21 protein-coding genes are annotated in these 19,250 nt (G+C 39.8%); 4 read left to right on the top strand and 17 right to left on the bottom strand.

Annotated elements, in window-relative coordinates; translation table 11 throughout:
* Positions 1 to 6: 6 nt before the first annotated feature.
* Positions 7 to 903, bottom strand: coding sequence for an NAD(P)/FAD-dependent oxidoreductase (locus tag AC6I5B_RS04715; RefSeq protein WP_004614665.1), 897 nt, complete (start codon positions 901 to 903; stop codon positions 7 to 9).
* Between the two features lie 148 nt (positions 904 to 1,051).
* Between AC6I5B_RS04715 and AC6I5B_RS04710 the strand changes: the two genes are divergently transcribed.
* A complete protein-coding gene (locus AC6I5B_RS04710; protein ID WP_022250545.1) occupies positions 1,052 to 1,942 on the top strand; it encodes a LysR family transcriptional regulator in 891 nt (296 codons plus the stop codon).
* Positions 1,943 to 1,977: 35 nt separating this feature from the next.
* Here the strand turns inward: AC6I5B_RS04710 and AC6I5B_RS04705 are convergent, their stop codons facing one another.
* Both AC6I5B_RS04705 and AC6I5B_RS04700 read right to left on the bottom strand, forming a co-directional pair.
* A complete protein-coding gene (locus tag AC6I5B_RS04705; protein WP_004614667.1) occupies positions 1,978 to 2,679 on the bottom strand; it encodes a GTP pyrophosphokinase in 702 nt (233 codons plus the stop codon).
* A 117-nt stretch (positions 2,680 to 2,796) separates the two neighbouring features.
* Positions 2,797 to 3,861: a PTS sugar transporter subunit IIC gene (locus AC6I5B_RS04700; RefSeq protein WP_144167377.1), complete on the bottom strand. Its 1,065-nt coding sequence runs from the start codon at positions 3,859 to 3,861 to the stop codon at positions 2,797 to 2,799.
* A gap of 154 nt (positions 3,862 to 4,015) precedes the next feature.
* Here AC6I5B_RS04700 and AC6I5B_RS04695 point away from each other — a divergent pair, with 154 nt between their 5' ends.
* Positions 4,016 to 4,279, top strand: a complete 264-nt coding sequence (locus AC6I5B_RS04695; RefSeq protein WP_022250543.1) for a hypothetical protein — start codon at positions 4,016 to 4,018, stop codon at positions 4,277 to 4,279.
* 58 nt (positions 4,280 to 4,337) lie between these two features.
* On the opposite strand, the gene AC6I5B_RS04690 is transcribed toward AC6I5B_RS04695, so the two are convergent.
* The 4 genes from AC6I5B_RS04690 to AC6I5B_RS04675 all read right to left on the bottom strand — a co-directional run bounded on the left by AC6I5B_RS04690 (position 4,338) and on the right by AC6I5B_RS04675 (position 9,975).
* Positions 4,338 to 5,738, bottom strand: a complete 1,401-nt coding sequence (locus tag AC6I5B_RS04690; protein ID WP_044988141.1) for an ABC transporter permease — start codon at positions 5,736 to 5,738, stop codon at positions 4,338 to 4,340.
* On the bottom strand, positions 5,707 to 7,194 hold the full coding sequence (locus AC6I5B_RS04685) for a COG1361 S-layer family protein (RefSeq protein ID WP_071143676.1): 1,488 nt from the start codon (positions 7,192 to 7,194) through the stop codon (positions 5,707 to 5,709). Before AC6I5B_RS04685 ends, AC6I5B_RS04690 begins: the two co-directional genes overlap by 32 nt.
* On the bottom strand, positions 7,181 to 7,903 hold the full coding sequence (locus tag AC6I5B_RS04680) for an ABC transporter ATP-binding protein (RefSeq protein ID WP_004614673.1): 723 nt from the start codon (positions 7,901 to 7,903) through the stop codon (positions 7,181 to 7,183). Before AC6I5B_RS04680 ends, AC6I5B_RS04685 begins: the two co-directional genes overlap by 14 nt.
* Positions 7,904 to 8,052: 149 nt before the next feature.
* Positions 8,053 to 9,975 (bottom strand): C69 family dipeptidase, encoded by a 1,923-nt coding sequence (locus AC6I5B_RS04675; protein WP_497773643.1) that lies wholly within the window; start codon positions 9,973 to 9,975, stop codon positions 8,053 to 8,055.
* Between the two features lie 322 nt (positions 9,976 to 10,297).
* Between AC6I5B_RS04675 and AC6I5B_RS04670 the strand changes: the two genes are divergently transcribed.
* Together AC6I5B_RS04670 and AC6I5B_RS04665 are read left to right on the top strand one after the other, a co-directional pair.
* Positions 10,298 to 11,425: a PD-(D/E)XK nuclease family transposase gene (locus AC6I5B_RS04670; protein WP_144167379.1), complete on the top strand. Its 1,128-nt coding sequence runs from the start codon at positions 10,298 to 10,300 to the stop codon at positions 11,423 to 11,425.
* 92 nt (positions 11,426 to 11,517) lie between these two features.
* Positions 11,518 to 12,645, top strand: coding sequence for an IS91 family transposase (locus AC6I5B_RS04665; RefSeq protein WP_071143674.1), 1,128 nt, complete (start codon positions 11,518 to 11,520; stop codon positions 12,643 to 12,645).
* A 208-nt stretch (positions 12,646 to 12,853) separates the two neighbouring features.
* On the opposite strand, the gene AC6I5B_RS04660 is transcribed toward AC6I5B_RS04665, so the two are convergent.
* From AC6I5B_RS04660 to AC6I5B_RS04615, 10 genes are all read right to left on the bottom strand, one after another.
* Entirely contained in the window at positions 12,854 to 14,494 is a 1,641-nt protein-coding gene (locus AC6I5B_RS04660; protein ID WP_004614679.1) for a Na/Pi cotransporter family protein, read from the bottom strand.
* A gap of 103 nt (positions 14,495 to 14,597) precedes the next feature.
* Positions 14,598 to 14,954, bottom strand: a complete 357-nt coding sequence (locus AC6I5B_RS04655) for a SpoVA/SpoVAEb family sporulation membrane protein (protein WP_004614680.1) — start codon at positions 14,952 to 14,954, stop codon at positions 14,598 to 14,600.
* Between the two features lie 13 nt (positions 14,955 to 14,967).
* Positions 14,968 to 15,972 (bottom strand): stage V sporulation protein AD, encoded by a 1,005-nt coding sequence (locus AC6I5B_RS04650; protein WP_044988214.1) that lies wholly within the window; start codon positions 15,970 to 15,972, stop codon positions 14,968 to 14,970.
* The gene (locus tag AC6I5B_RS04645; protein WP_004614682.1) at positions 15,972 to 16,430 is read right to left on the bottom strand and encodes a SpoVA/SpoVAEb family sporulation membrane protein; all 459 of its coding nucleotides are present in this window, start codon (positions 16,428 to 16,430) and stop codon (positions 15,972 to 15,974) included. The genes AC6I5B_RS04650 and AC6I5B_RS04645 overlap by 1 nt, the downstream gene beginning before the upstream one ends.
* A gap of 13 nt (positions 16,431 to 16,443) precedes the next feature.
* Entirely contained in the window at positions 16,444 to 16,860 is a 417-nt protein-coding gene (locus AC6I5B_RS04640; RefSeq protein WP_004614683.1) for a stage V sporulation protein AB, read from the bottom strand.
* Positions 16,820 to 17,485 carry a stage V sporulation protein AA gene (locus tag AC6I5B_RS04635; protein WP_004614684.1) on the bottom strand — a complete coding sequence of 222 codons (666 nt, stop codon included), beginning with the start codon at positions 17,483 to 17,485 and terminating at the stop codon, positions 16,820 to 16,822. Before AC6I5B_RS04635 ends, AC6I5B_RS04640 begins: the two co-directional genes overlap by 41 nt.
* Positions 17,476 to 17,643, bottom strand: a complete 168-nt coding sequence (locus AC6I5B_RS04630; protein ID WP_022250538.1) for a hypothetical protein — start codon at positions 17,641 to 17,643, stop codon at positions 17,476 to 17,478. The genes AC6I5B_RS04635 and AC6I5B_RS04630 overlap by 10 nt, the downstream gene beginning before the upstream one ends.
* Before the next feature lie 100 nt (positions 17,644 to 17,743).
* On the bottom strand, positions 17,744 to 18,457 hold the full coding sequence (gene sigF, locus AC6I5B_RS04625) for an RNA polymerase sporulation sigma factor SigF (RefSeq protein WP_004614688.1): 714 nt from the start codon (positions 18,455 to 18,457) through the stop codon (positions 17,744 to 17,746).
* Positions 18,436 to 18,891 (bottom strand): anti-sigma F factor, encoded by a 456-nt coding sequence (spoIIAB, locus tag AC6I5B_RS04620; RefSeq protein WP_004614689.1) that lies wholly within the window; start codon positions 18,889 to 18,891, stop codon positions 18,436 to 18,438. The genes sigF and spoIIAB overlap by 22 nt, the downstream gene beginning before the upstream one ends.
* Positions 18,888 to 19,202 carry an STAS domain-containing protein gene (locus AC6I5B_RS04615; RefSeq protein WP_004614690.1) on the bottom strand — a complete coding sequence of 105 codons (315 nt, stop codon included), beginning with the start codon at positions 19,200 to 19,202 and terminating at the stop codon, positions 18,888 to 18,890. Before AC6I5B_RS04615 ends, spoIIAB begins: the two co-directional genes overlap by 4 nt.
* Positions 19,203 to 19,250 lie beyond the last annotated feature (48 nt).

The following is a 19,250-nucleotide window of genomic DNA, read 5'->3' as shown; positions in this document are numbered from 1 at the left end:
CTCCCTCTACATTGATGCCCGAATTGCTGCTATCGTTCCATCTGAAACTGCTGTTGCCACCTGACGCACCTGTTTTTCACAAATATCTCCTGCTGCATATACCCCATCTATCTTTGTTTCCTGATTCTCATTGACTGGAATAAATCCGTTATGCAACTGTAGTTCAGTATACAATTCTGTATTTGGTATCGTTCCTGCATAGACAAATATTCCGCATCCCGGATCAGAAATTGTCTCAATGCTCCCAGTTTTCTCATCTGAAATTTCCAGAGATTCTACTTGCTCTACCCCGTATACTGCATGCAGCCTCGATCCAAGACGCAACTCAATATTTGAAGTATTTGAAACTTTTTCCTTGAATTCCGCAATACATCCTAATGTCTCTTCAAAATGAATAATTGTGACCTGTTCTGCATACTTTGCCAGATACAATGCTTCTTTTACAGCTCCATCTGCCCCTCCAACTACATAAATATGCTTTCCTTCATAGCTTTTCCCATCTTTTGCCGCATTGAGGCCCACCCCTTTTCCTGATAATTCTAATTCTCCTCGGATTCCAAGTTTTCTAGGTGTCATTCCATTAGCTATAATTACTTTTTTTGTCCTATAAACTGCATCTCCCGTATAAATTTTTTTAATGTTATTGCTCAATTCTACTTGCTTTACCGTCTCATATATAATTTCCACCCCTGCATTTTCTGCCTGCTGTTTCATACGTTCTGCTAATGTTACTCCTGTCTCACCTTCTATAACTCCTGCATAATGTGTAACCGTTGATACTTTACCAATCAATCCACCCACTACATTTTTTTCAATCAATAATGTCTTTTTGCCTCTGCTCACCGCATAGATTCCAGCACTAATTCCTGCTGGTCCCGCTCCGATAATAATAATGTCATACATAGCTACTCCTCCTTATTCCCTGTCTTTCTCTATGTTTTACAACTACACTATATACAATTATCACCATTTTGTAAAATTATATATATTGATATAACCATAAATATTTGTTATGATTATAAAAACTATTACCACATTAAAAGGAGAAGCCATGCTTGATTTTCGAATGGAAACATTTTTAAAGGTCTGTGAATACATGAATTTTACGCATGCCGCTCATGATTTGAATCTGACTCAGCCTGCTGTTTCACAACACATCAAATATCTGGAAAAAGAATATGATGCACCATTGTTCGCGCGTGATAAGAAAAAACTAACACTGACTCCTGCGGGTGAAATTCTTCGCTCTGCTTTGGAGACGATGCGAAATGATGAGAACACTATGAAGATACGCATGAAAGAAAGTCTCTGTGAAAAAAAGATCCTGACTTTTGGTGTCACAATGACAATTGGCGAATATGCCATAGTACCTTCCCTTTCTGCATTCATTAAAAAGCACCCCGACACCGATATTCACGTTCGTTACGCCAATACGCAGACGCTGCTCTCTTTTTTATACGAGGGAAGCATTGATTTCGCCATTGTGGAAGGGTATTTTAAATCCGATAATTACGAGACCCGTATTTTTAAGACAGAAGAATATATTGCTGTGGCTTCCAAAAACCATGTGTTTCAAAAACCTGTTCACTGTCTGAAAGACTTAACCTCTGAATGTCTTTTGATTCGGGAGCACGGCTCCGGCACAAGAGCAATCCTGACGAAAACACTTGCGCTCAAAAATATGTCGATTCAGAATTTCCCTCATATTGTGGAAATTGAAAATATCCACGCTATCGTGAGCCTGCTTTGTCAGGACTGCGGCATCTCATTCCTGTACAAATCAGCTGTTGAACAGGAAATAAACGATGGTCGCCTGAGACAAATTCCACTCTCTGACTTTATGGTCATGCATGATTTTACATTTCTTTGGAATAAAGACAGTGTGTTTTCACAGGAATATGAAGTAATCTTTAATGAATTACAATCTTCTATCCTTCCATAATATCAAAAAAGGACTGCTTTTTGCAGCCCTTTCTTCTATAATCCAAATTGAATCTGATTCTCCTCAAGCTCTTCCTGTCTTTCCTCTTCTCGCCCGTTCTTCTGCTGCCTGAGGCATTCTAAAATAGCTTCGTTCAAAGACAGCATCTTTTCATCCAACGCAGATACCATCTCCGCACATTCTCTTAAGTCTCTGCTGATGTAAGCCGGTGCTTTTCCCTCAAACTTATAGTAAATCTTATGCTCTAAACTAGCCCAAAAATCCATTGCAATCGTACGTATCTGAATCTCAACTTTCGTATTCACAACACTATCTGACAGAAAAATCGGAACTGCCACAAGCATATGATAACTTTTATATCCGCTTTCCTTTGGATTTTTAATATAGTCCTTAATAGAAAGCACTTTCAAATCACTTTGATTCCCGATCATCTCCGCAAGTCTGTAAATATCAGAAGTAAACGAACAGATCAATCTCACTCCTGCAATATCATTCACATATTTTACCATGTTCTCAATCGTTGCCTCATATCCGTATCTTTTCAGCTTTTTGACGATACTCTCCGCCGTTTTGATTCTTGTCTTTATATGCTCGATTGGATTATACTGATGCACATGCTGAAATTCATCATTCAAAATCTCTAATTTGGTGCCCACTTCTTTCAATGCCGAATTATACAAAAACATAACTGTTTTCCAACTGTCGACATCTTCATAACTTTTAATTGCATCTAACATCAAGTTCTTCTCCCCTATCTTACTCGAAGAGTAATTATTACTACAATAGTATACCATAATCCAAAGAGACTGTCATAAACTTCATGCTTTTTTTAGAAAGTTTCTCCTCATCGGCCCTTATAATTCTAATTTCATATCGCCATACTGAATCCATTTTTTCTTTCTCATAAATTCTGAAATGAGCAGTGTCACAATCGCCGGAAGGGCAATCTGTATCACGATAATTTTTATAAGTACGATCATCGGCGGCTCCACTGCCGTCATCGTCTGCCATGTCATAATCTGTCCGACAAGTCCTGCTGTTCCCATTCCAGAGCCGGTCGCATTGCTTGTCATGTGCAGAATCATCGTTCCGACAGGTCCTAAGATAGCACTTGATAAAATTGCAGGAACCCAGATAATTGGCTTTCTCACAATATTTGGCACCTGAAGCATCGATGTTCCGATTCCTTGTGCTAATAGTCCCCCGATTTTATTTTCTCGATAGCTTGCAACTGCAAATCCAACCATATTACAGCAGCATCCAATTGTTGCAGCTCCTGCCGCAAGACCGGAAAGATTCAAAATAACCCCAAGTGCCGCGGAACTAATCGGAAGTGTCAGAATCATTCCCATCAAAACCGAGACAATAATTCCCATCAAAAACGGCTGCTGCTCTGTTCCCCAATTAATCAATGCTCCAAGCGCTGTCATAAATTCAGAAATCGGAGGTCCAACTAAAAGACCTACTGCCGATCCGGCTGTAATCGTTACAATCGGAGTAACCAAAATATCCACCTTTGTTTTTCCTGAGACAAGATGTCCGAATTCAATCCCTACGTAAGCCGCAAGAAATGCTCCCAACGGTTCTCCCGGTCCTGCAAATACCATGGCACCATCTACAAGAACACTTCCCGCGAGCAGTTTTGCCGCAAATGCGCCCACCATTCCGGCAGTCGCTGCTGACAGCACAACAAGCGGACTTTCCTTAAATCGATAGGCAACACCTACACCAATTCCTGCCCCCGTAAATGTGGCTGCCATCTTTCCAAGTACAAAAATCATATCCCCGACATTCCCGCCAATCAAACTTCCAATCTGCTGAATAATTGTGCCGACGATCAATGTTGCAAAAAGTCCCTGCGCCATTCCTGTTAATCCATCAATAAAAATACGATCTAATAATTTCTTTAATTTTTCCATTCTACGCTCCCATTACATTTTATTTTACATGTGTCTTGTCACTAGCAGAGTCTACCATATCTGCCTATAAAAAGTCAAGCATGTCTATATTGAAAATCAATTGCAAAGTATTGTATAATGATGCATACGAACAAATATAGAAAGGATGACAACCATGTTTCGTTTATGGGGAAAAATATTTAAAGATAATCGAATGTTAAAAGATACTGTCATTTGTGATGATACAGACGATACAAGAACACATAAAATTTTCCACGCGCTGGATGAGGTTTGTTACCAGTTTGATTTAAGCAAACCGATTTGGCTGGATTCTACGATTGCCGAATTCAAAAAACATGACAAAGCACGCTTTTATCAGGACAATTTCGTAGACTCTATTGATTTTGACTATCTGGAAATTCATATCATTGAAGAGTAACAAATGAGGGATGTGAGCTTCTCAAAAGCCACATCCCCAATTATCATTTTTCAAATTGCTATTCATTTCGAATTGCTGCAAGCGGACTTAATTTCATTGCTCGTCGTGCCGGGAAGTATCCTGCCGCCATTCCCACAAGAATCGCAAATGCAAGTGAAATCAGCACAAGCCAAGGTGGAATATAAGAAATTACATCTGTCATGCCCATCTCGGCTCCCATGCTTCCAACCACTTTATTGACCACGAATGACATCATAAGACTTAAGATATTTCCGATCACGCCCCCGATCAGTCCGATAAATCCGGCTTCCAGCAGAAACATCTGCCGAATATTTTTCAGACTGCAGCCTAACACTTTAATGACACCGATTTCTTTCGTTCTCTCATAAATCGACATCATCATCGTGTTTGCAATACCAATCGCTGCAACAAGAAGCGATACCGCACCGATTCCTCCCAGAACCGCCTGTATCATTGCAAACTGTTTCTGCATACTTTCCAGATACTCTGCATTGCTGTATGTCTGAAATCCCAGTGTCCTGATTTCATTTGAAACAGATTCTACATTGTCAAGATTATCCACTTTCACCTGCGCTGAGCTATACGTAAAATAACTGTAAGGTTTTCCGCTGCTTGTGGACGGTTGACCAGGAATCACTCTTCCCCGAAATTCTTTTTTCAAAATGGTCTTCAGTGTCTCGATGTCGCAAAAGGTTGAATACGAATATGCATTGTATTCATCAACAGTTCCTTCCACGACACCGGACGCTTTTACAACATATTTTTTTGCTGTCTTTGGTGTCTTTGTTGCTGTCTCTCCTCCATTTTCCACGTTACCAAAACCACTTCCCGACTGGCTCTGGTAATAGGCATCTGTATCCAGGATCAAAAACAGAGAATCCTTTGCGAAATCAATATCCGGAAGTTCTCCGGTATCCCAATAACCACTGCCTCCTGATTTATTGCTGAAATTCGTGATTACCATGTTCCCCATCACCAGATCTAATGAGCTTCCATTTTCAGCCGGCAATTTTCCGCCCTCTTTCAATGGAATATTCATTTTTTCCAGTGCCTCATGGGACATTCCCTGCACCGTCAAAAATCCTTCATAATTGCCTTTTAACGCAATTGCCGATACCTCTAAAACAGGACTTACAAATTCTACATTTTCTAATTTTTTCAATTTTTCAATCACATCATCTGTGATATATTCTTTCGATTCCTCTCCGGAATCTACCATCATGCCACCCTGCCTGTCTTTTCCTGTCACCTGAATGGTCGTCAAACCACCAGATTTTTCTATTTCTTTATAGGTAGACTGCTGAAGACCAAGTCCGAGAGAAATCATAACAACAATGGAAGCTGTCCCAATCACAACCCCTAGAACGGTTAAAAAGGTTCGAAGCTTTCTGCGTTTCAGATTTCCACTACTCATTCTCAGTAAGTCTATTAAGCTCATCCTCTAAAATTTCCTCCTCTTCTGCTCTTCTTTTTTTCTCTTTTTTCTTCTTCACAATTACAACGACAACAATCACTCCGATGATAATTACTCCGACAATCACCGGAATAATCGGGAACGCTTTTTCTTGCTCAACCATTTCACTTTCATTCATCATGTCATCTGTCATCGGTGCTGTCACTAAAAGTGTCAGTTCTTTTTCAGTTGTAAATACTGCTCCCGACTCATCTTCATAAGTAACAATCATCTTAACTTTACCATCACCTGTTGTCTCTGACTCTCCGGTTATCATACCATCAATTGAAGCTGTCGCTCCGGATTCTACATTTCCGACAAAAATCTCTTTAGATTTGATTCCTTCACCCTCAAATTTTGCTTTTACGTTATACAATTTAATTCTTCCCATGTTATACAGACTGCACATGACATTAACTTCGCTTCCAACTTCCACAGTCTCTCCACTCAGCTCAAATTCACTGAATTCAAATCTCGCATCCTGTTTAACCGGAACTGAGATACTTGATGTACTTTCAAATTGTGTTCCACTTCCGTCTTCATACTTCATAGACATCTCGACACTATATGGTTTCTGTACCAGATCTGATTTTGCATTCATATCAATCGAAATGTCTTTTGTCCCATTTGCTCCGATTCCATCCAGATATACAGTGCTAGAGCCGGACGCCGGAAGGAACGCCGGAGATGCAGTGTTTGCATCCTGTCCTTCTGTCGGTGCGTTAAAGTCAAACAGCATATTTTTTACCGCTGTTGTCTTGGATGTATTTTTCAAATGTACAATCAGTTTAAAATTGCTTCCCGCCTTTACTTCTGCCGGATCTGTTGAAAATCCTGTGACAATTACTCTCGGAACAGATGTCGATGTCGTTGCTGATCCGCCACCTGCACTATCTCCTCCAGTATACATCATCGGTTCACTGTTGTAGACACCTGTATCCCCCGAAGGTTGCTGCGGTTGTGGATCTTTCTGTGTGTTTTCTTCTGGATTTTCCTGTGGCCTCTCTTCCGGCTTAGCTGTCATTTTTACAAATACACTCTGCTCAAATGCATTTTCCAATCCATCGTAACTAACATCGAATTTCACATTATAATATTTTGATGCCACATCTTCCCTTGCTTTCACATCATATGTGAGCTCATAAGATTTTCCCGCTTCGATCTTATCCACTTTCTGCTCATAGGATACATTTTCAATTTCAAACGGCCACTTCTCAATATTTGCCTTCACCTGCGGAGTTACTACTACATTTTCAATTGCTGTATCTGTACCGTTTGTAATCGTAAGCTTTAACTCTTTCTCCTGTCCATACTGATAAGCCGGTGTCGCAGTTCCACTCGCCTTTACGGTCACTTTTCCCGCTGCGTGCAGTGGCATCACCATCCCTGCCACCAGAATCATACTCATGGCAACCATCATTATTTTCTTAATCTTTCTCATCTTCTTTCTCCTCTCCCTTTGTACGGTTGTCTTCTATCTTTACAATCTCTCCATCAATAATATGGAAAATCCGATCGGCATACGAAGCCAGATGATTGTCATGTGTAACCATAACAAGCGTCTTTTTCTGCTCCCTTACCACCTTCTGCATCAATTCCATCACCTCTTTGGATGTATGCGAATCCAGATTTCCTGTCGGCTCATCCGCAAATATAATCTTCGGATCAACAACCAGCGCTCTTGCAACCCCTACTCGCTGCTGCTGCCCTCCCGACATCTGATTCGGCAAATGCTTTTTATGCTTTTTTAAATTGACCAGATCCAGCATCTTATCTGCTTTTTTTAGTCGGCTTTCTTTTTTCTCTCCGCGAAAGCTCAAGGGCAATGCCACATTTTCCACCGCATTCATCGTCCCAATCAGATGAAAAGACTGAAAAATAAATCCAACATGATCACGTCTAAAGCTGACAAGCTGATCTTCCTTCAACTTCTCCATGTGCTCGCCGTTAATGATCACTTCTCCTTTTGTCGGTTTTTCCAGTCCGGCAAGCATATTTAACAACGTTGATTTCCCTGATCCCGAAGTCCCTACAATCGCACAGAACTCTCCTTCGTTGATTGAAAAATTCACTCCATTCAAAGCATGCACAACACTGTCCCCGACACGATAGAGCTTAAACAAATTCTTCACTTCTATAATTTTCCCCACAGATACTCTCCTTCCTGTTTTTTTCTTAATTTTACTATACCAAAGGATTTTCTGAATATTATATAGGAAATCTTAAGTTTTCCTTAACCTATAAAATAAGTGCTTTTAAGCAAGAAAAAAGAGCCTCTAAAAGCTCTTTTCTCTTGACTTTATTTTTCTTCTCTTCGTTTCCAAACGTTCACACTTACCAACGCACTTCCTGCCGCAGCAGTCAACAGCCACATCAATGGAGTAGCATCTCCTGTTTTTGGTGAAGGACCTGTTGGAGTCGTTTTCTCTTCCGATACCGATTCTTTCTCTGGTTGTGGTACCGCTGCCTGTATTTTTTCCAAGCCTTGTAATGCACTGTCAAGCTGTTTTGTCGCTGCATCAATCTCATCTTGAACTGCAAATTCATCTGCTAATACCGTCTTTGCGTTTTCCAGTTCTTGTTCTAATGTCGCATAACTGGCTTCTGTATACATATCTTTCTGAACAGCTTCCGCTTTGGCAATCAACGCCTCCAACGCTTCTGTTGAAACTTCATCCATCACACGTGCAACTGTGTAATTTGGCATTATATTCTCTGTCAATACAGATGGTACAAACATTTCTGTTGATCCACTTTCTTTGAACGCTTTTAATTCTGTCAAAATACTTTTTGCACTGTTAAATGCATCCTGTGCAATTACTTTTCCAATCTCTGTTGCTTTTTCCTGTGCAAGTTCCGGTGATTTTTCATATAACTTCTGCATATCCACATCAACTTGTTTTTGCTGTTCAATCAATTCTGCCTGATACGCATCCCAGTATTTTCGAATATTTGTCCCATACAATTCTCGATTGTCATCTGCCAGATCATTCAAGTCATTGAACACCCAAAACATAGAATCTTCTACAGATGTCAGCTCATCATTGTGGTATCCATCCCATGTCTCTGTCAGCATTGCTCCATAATACGGAAGATATAAAGAAAACTCTGCTCTTGACATCGCAAGCCATTCTACTCCTGACATTCCCTGATACATCCCGTCACGCATCTCCAAAATATGGCATTCTGCCTGATTCTTATTGCCGATTGCATAGATTGACTCATTTACATTGGAATCCATCTTTGTTCCTTCTCCTCTGTATGCCAGAAACTTCATGATATCCTGTGTAGAAAATTTTTTATCTGGCGTAAACAACAAATCATACGGACCATAAACTCCATCCTCTGAAGGCTCAATACTTAAACCCTCTCCTTTTTCATGGTTCAAGTAATATGTCCCTTGCCACAAACGTGTCAGCTGACCTTTTCCCGGGTTTTCTGCACCATATGTCTGTGTGACATGAATCATTCCATCTTCCGTCTTTAAAAATCCATTTTCTTCCGCTAATGATACCAATCCTTCAGATGCAATCACATTTTCTGTATCTGTCACATCAACCGTTCCAAGAAGCATCATATTCGGAATTGCCGCAACCTGATCTTCCGGCAGCTTAATGGCTGCATATTGATGACCGGAAACAATTTCCATGTACCACGCTTCATTTGGATCACTGATCATAATCGTGTTACATTCCCCCGAACCGCATTTTTCCACAATCTCTCCTAACAATTCCACTCCGTCTCTTGCTGTTTTGGCCTGCCCAAGTAGAATCGATCCCATCGATAATTCACAGATACCGGTATCTACCAATGGATCTGCCGCTTTTGCCTTATCATTATAATAGGTAGATACAGTGGCTGTCATAGCAACCTCATTTTCATTGATTCCTACCTCTGCATAAGGCTCTTCTCCTTCTCCAAACAGTGGTGAATCTTTTGCAAGTGTATATTGATATGTGTGTTCTGGATATGGCATTGAAAATCCATATTCATCTTCAAAAATTGCTCCTGGTTCATGGTCTTCTGCCGGATGCACCGTAAATATTTTTGTATGTCCCGCTCCGATATCCTCTGATCTTCCAATATAGGATGAGCCATTCTCTGAAACTTCTTTCCCTACATATACTCCCATACAGGCAAATGCCTGCATAGAACTTCCCATGGCCATTGTGCCTGCCAAAACCAGTGCTGCTATTTGTTTCTTCTTTATCATTTTCCCCATTCCCTTCATTTCCTTTTTTGTATAACTATACATTTTATTCTTATATTATACATCCTATTTTTTATTTTTCAAGCACTTTTTTGTATTTTATACACTTTGAATGTTTTTTTATTCACATCATATTCTGTTTTATGCACTTTTTATGTGCTCAAACTTCTTTACTTTTCCTAAAAAGTATGTTATTTTGAAGAAACAACTTTTCTCGCTGCATTTCATCTTTTTCGCAGCAAAATCTCTTAAGCCTAAAGGCTTCTTTATTTCCAGCTTCCACTCAGAAGCATTGATCCAACAACACACATGAGATAATCAAGGAGGTTTATCTATGACAAACAGATTAAAACAATATTTTCCCATGCTCCGTACACGTACAGAAATTATGGAAATCATTATCAAAGATGAAACATTAAAAACTTTATTTGACAGTTGGGAAACCGAATTTCAAGAAGAATTTCTGAATATCTGTACAGGTATATCCGGAGTCAAAGTATTATACGATTTTATGATTAAAGAAATACTGAATCCAGAGGCAGTGCCGGAACGAATTGGAGAACTACTGTCTTTACTGCTAAACCAGAAAGTAAAAGTACTAACCGTACTGCCAAATGATACTACCCGCATCGCTGATGAAACATCTCTTATTATCACCGATATCGTTGTAGAACTAGAAGACGGCAGTATCGCAAACATTGAAATACAAAAAATCGGGTATCAGTTCCCCGGTGAACGATGTGCCTGCTATTCCTCAGACTTGCTTCTACTTCAATATAAAAGAATAAAAGGAATGAAGAAAAGAAAATTTACATATAAAAGTATCAAAAACGTCTACACCATTGTCTTCTTTGAAAAAAGTCCAAAAACATTTCATAAATTTCCTCAAAATTATCTTCATTTTTTTGAACAAAAATCTAATACTGGATTGCAGATGGAATTGTTACAAAAATATATTTTTATTCCTCTTGACATCTTTAAAGAAAATCAGCAAAATAAAGATATCAAAAGCAAATTAGATGCATGGCTTGTATTTTTAAGTATGGATAATCCCGAAATGATTGTAAAACTTATCGAAACATATCCTGAATTCAAGCCAATGTACGAACAAATCTACGATATCTGTAGAAATATTGAGGAGGTCATGGAGATGTTTTCTAAAGAATTACGAGAATTAGACAGAAATACTGTCTTATATATGATTGATGAAATGCAAGATGAGCTAGACCAAAAGAAAATACAATTGCAAGATACAGAATCCAAATTAAATGATGCACACACTCAACTAAACAGTACGCAGGATAAACTGCACTCCACACAGGATGCACTGCACTCCGCACAGGATGAACTACAATCCACACAGGATGAACTACAATCCACACAGGATGAACTACAATCCACACAGGATGAACTGCAAAAAGCTCTTTTAAAAATTGCAGAATTAGAGCACCAACATACTTAAAAAAAGTGTGCTGAGCACACTCTCAGCTCCCCTGCCCCTCATTCTTGAGGGGGAGGGTTTTCCTTTGTTTCTATTTGTTGTAAAATATTTACATGAGTAATATTTTACAAACGATCTTTCTTGATCATTATGAACACTTAATTTACGAACTTCATCCAAGGACTTCCGTCATTGAAAATGTCAACAAAATGATTCATTGTGGTGACCCTTCTTTTGGTGGCGCTTTTTTTGCTTGTCCAGACTGTGGGGAATTGAAGTTTGTTCCTTTTCGATGTAAATCTAGATTCTGCCCTACTTGCGGTAACAAATATAATCTGCAACGCTCTTTTCATATGTCCTGTAAGCTCATTCGCTGTGTCCATCGTCACTGTGTGTTTACTATTCCTAAAGAACTTCGCACTTTCTTTCTCAATGACCGTTCTCTCCTCAATTGTCTCTTTCATTCCGTTCGAGATGTTGTTCTTCGCACGTTTTATAAGCAAAACAAATCTGAAAACTTTACTCCTGGTTTCATTTGTGTTCTTCATACCTTCGGCAGGGACTTAAAATGGAATCCTCACATTCATGCTCTTATTTCTGAAGGTGGCGCTGGAAACTCTATCGTTTGGCGCCCTATGAAGCATTTCGATTATACCTTCCTGAGAAACGCATTCCGCAAAGTTCTTCTTGAACGGCTTACTAATTCCATTGGTAAGTCTTTCATTCCTGTTAAAAATAAAATTTATAAAGACCATGCCGATGGCTTTTATGTCAGAGCCAAACCGAATCTCTGCACTCCTGATGTTACAATCAAATATATCAGCAGATATCTCGGAAGACCTGTCATAGCAACTTCTCGCATTGATCACTATGATGGTGAGTCTGTTACTTTCCATTACACAAGACATGAAGATAACAAAACTGTTTCCGAATGTATTCCTGCTTTAGACTTTATAAAAAGACTCATTGTTCATATCCCGGAAAAACATTTTAAAATGCTTCGTTATTACGGCATCTATGCCAAACATCACAAGCAAGAACAGAAACTTTATAAATGTATCTCTTCCGAGAAAAAACGTTTTATCTTACGACATATGAACTGGCAAAATCTTATTTTTTTAACCTTTGGATACGACCCTCTCAAGTGTCCAAAGTGTGGTTCTTCTATGTTGGTGTTGGAAGTTTATCACAAAAAAACTGTACTATTTGAACAATATCGAAAGGCTATGGGATATGGATGAATCCATAAATCTCATTCTTTCTAAAATCGTCAGATAGTGCAGTCACACCAAAAACAAAAAACTTCATAATCAACGTTGTGGCGAATACAACCTTTCGCTCTTTTGTTATGCTATTTTTTATTTCTTATACATTATACACTATTTCTGACAAAATGAGAAGTTTACTATAAGGTAAAAAAGCAGGTAGCCCCTACCTGCTTTTCTACTCTTATCCCATCTGTTCCAATACTTCTTCTGCAATATTTCTTGCATGATCTGAAATACGCTCCAGGCAAATAATCGTATCTAAGAATACAACTCCCGCCTCTGTATTGCACAGATTGTTTGTCAAACGTTTGATATGTTTTGAGCGAAGCTTAATCTCCAGATCATCTGCCTTCGTCTCTTTCTCAATTACCTTTAACGCCTTATCTCGACTTCCTTCCACAAATGCTTCCAATGCATAGCGGTAGCTGTCCGCACAAACTTCTATCATCTCTTTGATTTCTTCTTTTCCTGTCTCAGAGAACGACAATTTCTTTTCTTTTAACGTCTCTGCAAATTCTGAGATATTTTCACAGTAATCACTGACACGTTCAATATCAGAAACAATTTGGAGTAAGTGTGCCACTTGCTGATGTTCCTTTTCCCCAACTTGAAGTCCGGTAATCTTGATTGCATAATCTGTGATTCCCGCAGTCAGTTTATCCACTTTGGATTCATCTTCTTTCAATGTATGAATATCTTCTTCACTCAGTGTAAAAAGAACACGTTTTGCCGCATCTAAAGTATCATTCACGATTTCTCCCATGCGTGCCACTTCACCGACTGTAGCTTGAAGTGCAAGAGAAGGTGTCTGTAACATTCTATCATCAAGTGAAACAACACTGTCATCTCTTTCATCATCTTTCACACCACTGATTTTCTTAGCAAGTTTGATAATCAGATTAGATACCGGGAACAGCATTACGGTTGTTGCAATATTAAAAATCGTGTGTACTGTACTGATCTCTGTCTGTGTAATCTGACCGTGTCCCCAAACCGGATTGACCACTTTGAAAAACACAATTGCCACCACACTAAAAATAATCGTTCCGATGATATTAAACAATAAATGCATAAGTGCTGCTGTCTTAGCATTCTTTTTCGCACCCATACTTGACAGCATTGCAGTTACACATGTACCAATGTTCTGTCCCATAATAATATAAATTGCCGCATTAAACGGAACTAAGCCCGCTGCTGCAAGACTCTGCAAAATACCAACAGATGCTGATGAACTCTGGATAATCGCTGTAACAAGTGCTCCCGCTATAATTCCCAATAAAGGATTCTTTCCTAATGTCACGAAAAGATTTACAAATCCTTCTGACTCTTTTAACGGATCAACTGCTCCTGACATTGTAGAAATACCGACAAACAAAAGACCAAATCCTACGATAATACTCGCAATATCCTTTGTGGATCTTCTTTTTCCGGTCAACATAATCACAACACCAATCATAATCGCAATCGGCGCCAGTGTTGTCGGGCTCAAAAATTTTGCCCATTCCACGCTGGAAACAAGCCATCCTGTTACCGTTGTCCCGATATTCGCACCCATGATAACACCCATTGCCTGTGTCAGGTTCATAATTCCTGCATTCACAAAACCTACCACCATGACAGTCGTCGCCGACGAACTTTGAATCACAGCAGTAATAAATGCTCCCAATAGTACTCCTAATAACTTATTTTTTGTCAATGCTTCAAGAAGCGATTTCATCTTATTCCCAGCCGCATTCTCCAAGCCTTGAGCCATAATCTGCATTCCATAGATAAACATCCCAAGCCCACCAAGGAAAGGGATAATAATGCTAGTGTAATTCATAGGTTTCCTCCTTCAAATCCTCTCAATAAACTCACTATTTTTACCATAACATTATCTACGGAAGAAAACAACAAAATTTTACATTTTTTTGACATTCTTTTAACTATTTCTTCATTTTCGGGTCGAAAATGAGCGAAGCGAGGTAACCAAAAATAAGTGCCGCAGAAATTCCAACTGCACTTGCCGTAAATCCTCCCATAAATATACCGATAAATCCTTCTTTCCCGATTGCCTCTTTCACACCTTTAAATAACAAATTGCCAAATCCAAGCAACGGAACACTCGCACCTGCCCCTGCAAATTTTAAAAACGGCTCATAAATATTTAAGAATCCCAATACAGCACCGCCGCACACAAGCAGCACCATCACTCGTCCAGGCATCATTTTTGTCCGATCCAGGAGAATCTGAATCAAGGCACAGATAAGCCCTCCTATCCAAAATGCATTTACATACTCCATATCCTTCTCCTTTTTAACAATGTTCTAACACAATCCCATGCGCGATTCCAGGAACGCTCTCTCCCTCATTAAAACTAACTGTAGACATCAAGGCCCCGGTTGGTACAAATAACACTCTCTTCCATTCCCCGCTTGCAAGCTTTGGAAGAATATACGCAGAAAGCGTAACCGCCGCACAGCCGCACCCACTTCCTCCTGCATGTGTGTCCTGTGTCTTCTGATCAAAAATCATCATCCCACAGTCTGCATGATTGTATTTGATATCTTTCCCCTGCTTTCTTATCAGATCAAAAAGAATGCTTTGTCCCACATATCCAAGGTCTCCTGTAATAATGCGGTCATAGTCACTCTCCTGTCTTCCAAAATCCTGAAGGTTCTGTATAATCGTATCACAGGCTGCAGGCGCCATACATGCACCCATATTCTGAGAATCCTTCAATCCAAAGTCTACAATCTTACCAACTGTCACACCAGCTACCCTCACATGACTTTTCTGCCTTCCAATTAGAAATGCCCCACTCCCTGTCACTGTCCAGTGTGCTGACAACGGTCTTTGACTTGCATACCCAAGCGGAAAACGAAATTCTTTTTCTGCACTTCCAAAATGACTTGATGTCACAGCCAGCATATACTCGCCATATCCCGCTGCCACGCTCATCGCTCCCAATGCGATTGCCTCTCCTGATGTAGAACAGGCTCCATAAAGTCCGAACATCGGAATCTGAAGCGCCTCCACTCCCATGGATGTAGCAATTCCCTGACGCAGTAAATCTCCTCCAAAGAGATATCTGACTTTCTCCAACGCAATATCTGCTTTTCCAACCGCCAAAAGACAGGCCTCTTTCTGCATCGTACTCTCTGCTGCCTCCCAGGTATCTTCTCCAAACAGATTTTCCATCTCCACCATATCAAACAATTTCCCTAAAGGGCCTTCCCCTTCTTTCTTTCCCACAACAGAACCACTGCTGATAATATATGGTGCTTCCTGAAATGCTATACTTTGGCTTCCTTTCGTCATCATAGTACAATCCCCACTTTCATTAAGAAATAGTAAATCAATCCAAGTACCCAGGAAGTCAGTATCCCATATAAGATAACAGGACCTGCTATCGTAAAAATCTTACATCCGATTCCAAATACCTGTCCTTCTTTCTTATATTCAATCGCCGGTGCTGCCACAGAATTGGCAAATCCCGTGATTGGGACAAGCGCTCCTGCACCACCCCACTTTGCAATACTTGGATAGATATTAAAGCCGGTCAGCAATACACTGATGAGCACCAATACTAACGATGTCCATGAACCTGCTATTTCTTCTTTCATTCCTGTATTTTTACAATAATTCAGAATCACCTGCCCAAGCAGACAGATAGTCCCTCCCGTCACAAACGCCTTCGCCATATTGACATAAACATTGTGTACCGGTGTTTTTTCTTTCACATAGGCTGCATACGCCTGTTTACTCATTTTTTTCATTTTTTGTCCTTTCCTACCATCCTTTCAGGAAAAACAGCAATGCTCCGATTCCCTTCCCGATGGCCATGCTTAAAATGATATACGGCACTCCTCTCAACAATTTAACGCGCCGGATAAAAATAGGAAAAATATTTAAAATTTCTGCCAGTGCCATGGACCAGCACCCTACAAAAATGCCGGCACAAAATCCAACCGGACCAATCAGAAACTGTACACCTGGAATACAAATTTGGTAAACATACATAATATTTCCTAATATTCCTCCAAGCGCAATCATTTCTTCGTATAAAATAACATTTGCACCTGTGTGCGTCCTGTCTGCAAAATCAGACACCACTCCCAGACCAATGATAAACGAAAATAGTCCTCCTGCCACCGCAATTCCAGAGCTAAGTCCGATGACTGCGAGAATGACTTGTCTTGCCCACATCCATCTCCTGCTCCTTTCTGGAATAATTTTCAATCAACGTTGTCTGGATATCATTCTCGTACAATCGCATTTCCACCTCCATCGGAGTCGGATCGACCGTAAATTTCTTCCCTCCGAAATGATTGAAAAATGCTAAAATTCCGACAATCAGCCCCACACAATACGTCAATTCCAACACGCTGAACCCTTCTTTTGGCTTTCCCATAAAAAACTCATAAATCTGCGCAAACAGTCGTGAAACATCCACATCGTTATTGAACGCCATAATGGAAAATCCGGCGCCGATAAATGTGACCGCCACAACCCCAACAATCTTTAAGAAATGCCCAATTGGATTTGTCACCTTCTGTTCCTCATACGTAACGATAATATCGGGTACTCCCAAATTTTGAATATCCAGATTTGGATATTCTCTGTGAATACACTCTATAATCTTCAGGATAGATACTACATATCGGTGCTTTCCGGTATCTGGAATTTTTAACAGCAGAATCGTTTTGATTCTAGCAGCAATCTTTTCATTCGTACATTCCAAGGATAAAATGTCCCCGAGTCTCACTTCTCTTTTTTTTACTTCTACATTCTGTTCACTCTTGATATAAACGGTATCCTTCGTCACTGCCATAATTTTTTTATCCCCATCTCAACATTTGAAATCAAAGTTCCTGTATTTGCCGTTCCATTTCCTTTTATTTCATAATAATAATAGAACAGTCCGATTCCAATCGCCGCAAGAACAATACATGTCAAACAGATGCGAATTCTCTTTCTTGCCTTTTCCATTATTTTCACCTTCCCTTCATATGCACTTTATTATGTCATTTTTTCTCAAAACTATGCAAAAAACCGAGTTCGCACTTTTTCTATTACGAACTCGGTCGATTTAAACCTTCTGCCTCAAATTTTTCAAAATCTTTTTTTCCAGTCTCGACACCTGAACCTGAGAAATTCCAAGTGTCTTTCCCACCTGCGACTGTGTCTGATTTGCAAAATAGCGCAAATAGATCAACTGGCGCTCTTCTTTTTCAAGCCCCTCCAAAAGCTGCGCAAGCAGCATCTGATTAAGCACCTTTTCTTCCTGTGCCCCTGTCTCCTCTAATTTATCCATCAGTTGAATTTCATTTCCATCTTTCTGGTAAATCGGTTTATGGAGTGATTCCACTTCACCACTCGACTCCATCGCCATGACAAGCTCTTCTTTTTCTACTTCCATAGTTTCTGCCAGTTCTTCCAAAGTTGGATCTCTTCCAAGCTTTTCCTGTAGCTTTTCTTTTGCAAAATATGCTTTGTATGAAAGTTCTTTCAAAGATCTGCTCACCTTGATCATTCCGTCATCCCGCAAAAAGCGCTTAATCTCTCCGGATATCATCGGCACCGCATAGGTTGAAAACTTGACATCATACGTCATATCAAATTTATCAATTGCTTTCAGAAGACCAATACTTCCAATTTGGAACAAGTCCTCCGGCTCTGCACCTCTTCCATAAAATCGTTTTACAATACACCAGATCAGACCGATATTTTCCTCCACTAATTGTTCTCTCGCTTTTTCATCCCCATCGTGTGATTGTCTGATCAAAGCGATTGTGTGGTCCATAATTTCCTTCCTTTTCCGATTGTTTTTTGCATTTTTACCGTAGTTCCTTCTCCTTGCACCGATTCCACACAAATATGATCCATAAAAGCTTCCATAAACGAAAATCCCATTCCCGACCGATCCATTTCAGGCTTTGTTGTAAATAGCGGCTCCATCGCTTTTTTTACATCCTCAATTCCTTTTCCGTGATCCTCCACTTCTATATAAATGGTCTCCTCTTTGATATTGCATCGTATAAAAATCTTATGTATCTCATTTTCGTATCCGTGAATCACTGCATTTGTAACCGCCTCAGAAATTGCGGTCTTCACATCAGCCACTTCTTCCACCGTCGGATTTAACTGAGTCATAAATGCTGCAACTGCAACTCTTGCAAATCCCTCATTCGCAGACAGACTGTCAAAAATCAGCTCCATTTCATTTGTATTTCTCATATCGTCTCCTCCTCATACATCTGAATTATTTTTGTCACGCCGGACATCGTTAAAATCTTTTTCATTCTTTCATTTGCATGGACTGCCCATACTTCTCCCCCCAGCAGATACACTAGTTTGTATCTTCCCATAATCACTCCTATTCCTGAACTGTCCATGAAATTTGTCTCCTGAAAATCAAAAATGACACACTTAATGTGATTTTCTTCGATCAGTTTATCCGATCCCTTTCGAATCTCTTCTGCATTATGATGATCCAACTCACCCGGCAGAAAAATTGTAAGACAATTTTCTTCCACCTGATACTTCATATTTCTTTCCCTCCTGTTTTAAAAGTCACATCTGTCCTTTTTTTACAC

The sequence above is a fragment of the Faecalimonas nexilis genome (assembly GCF_059731825.1).
Note: the sequence above shows the minus strand (reverse complement) of the source record. Positions and strands in the feature narration are given on the sequence as shown.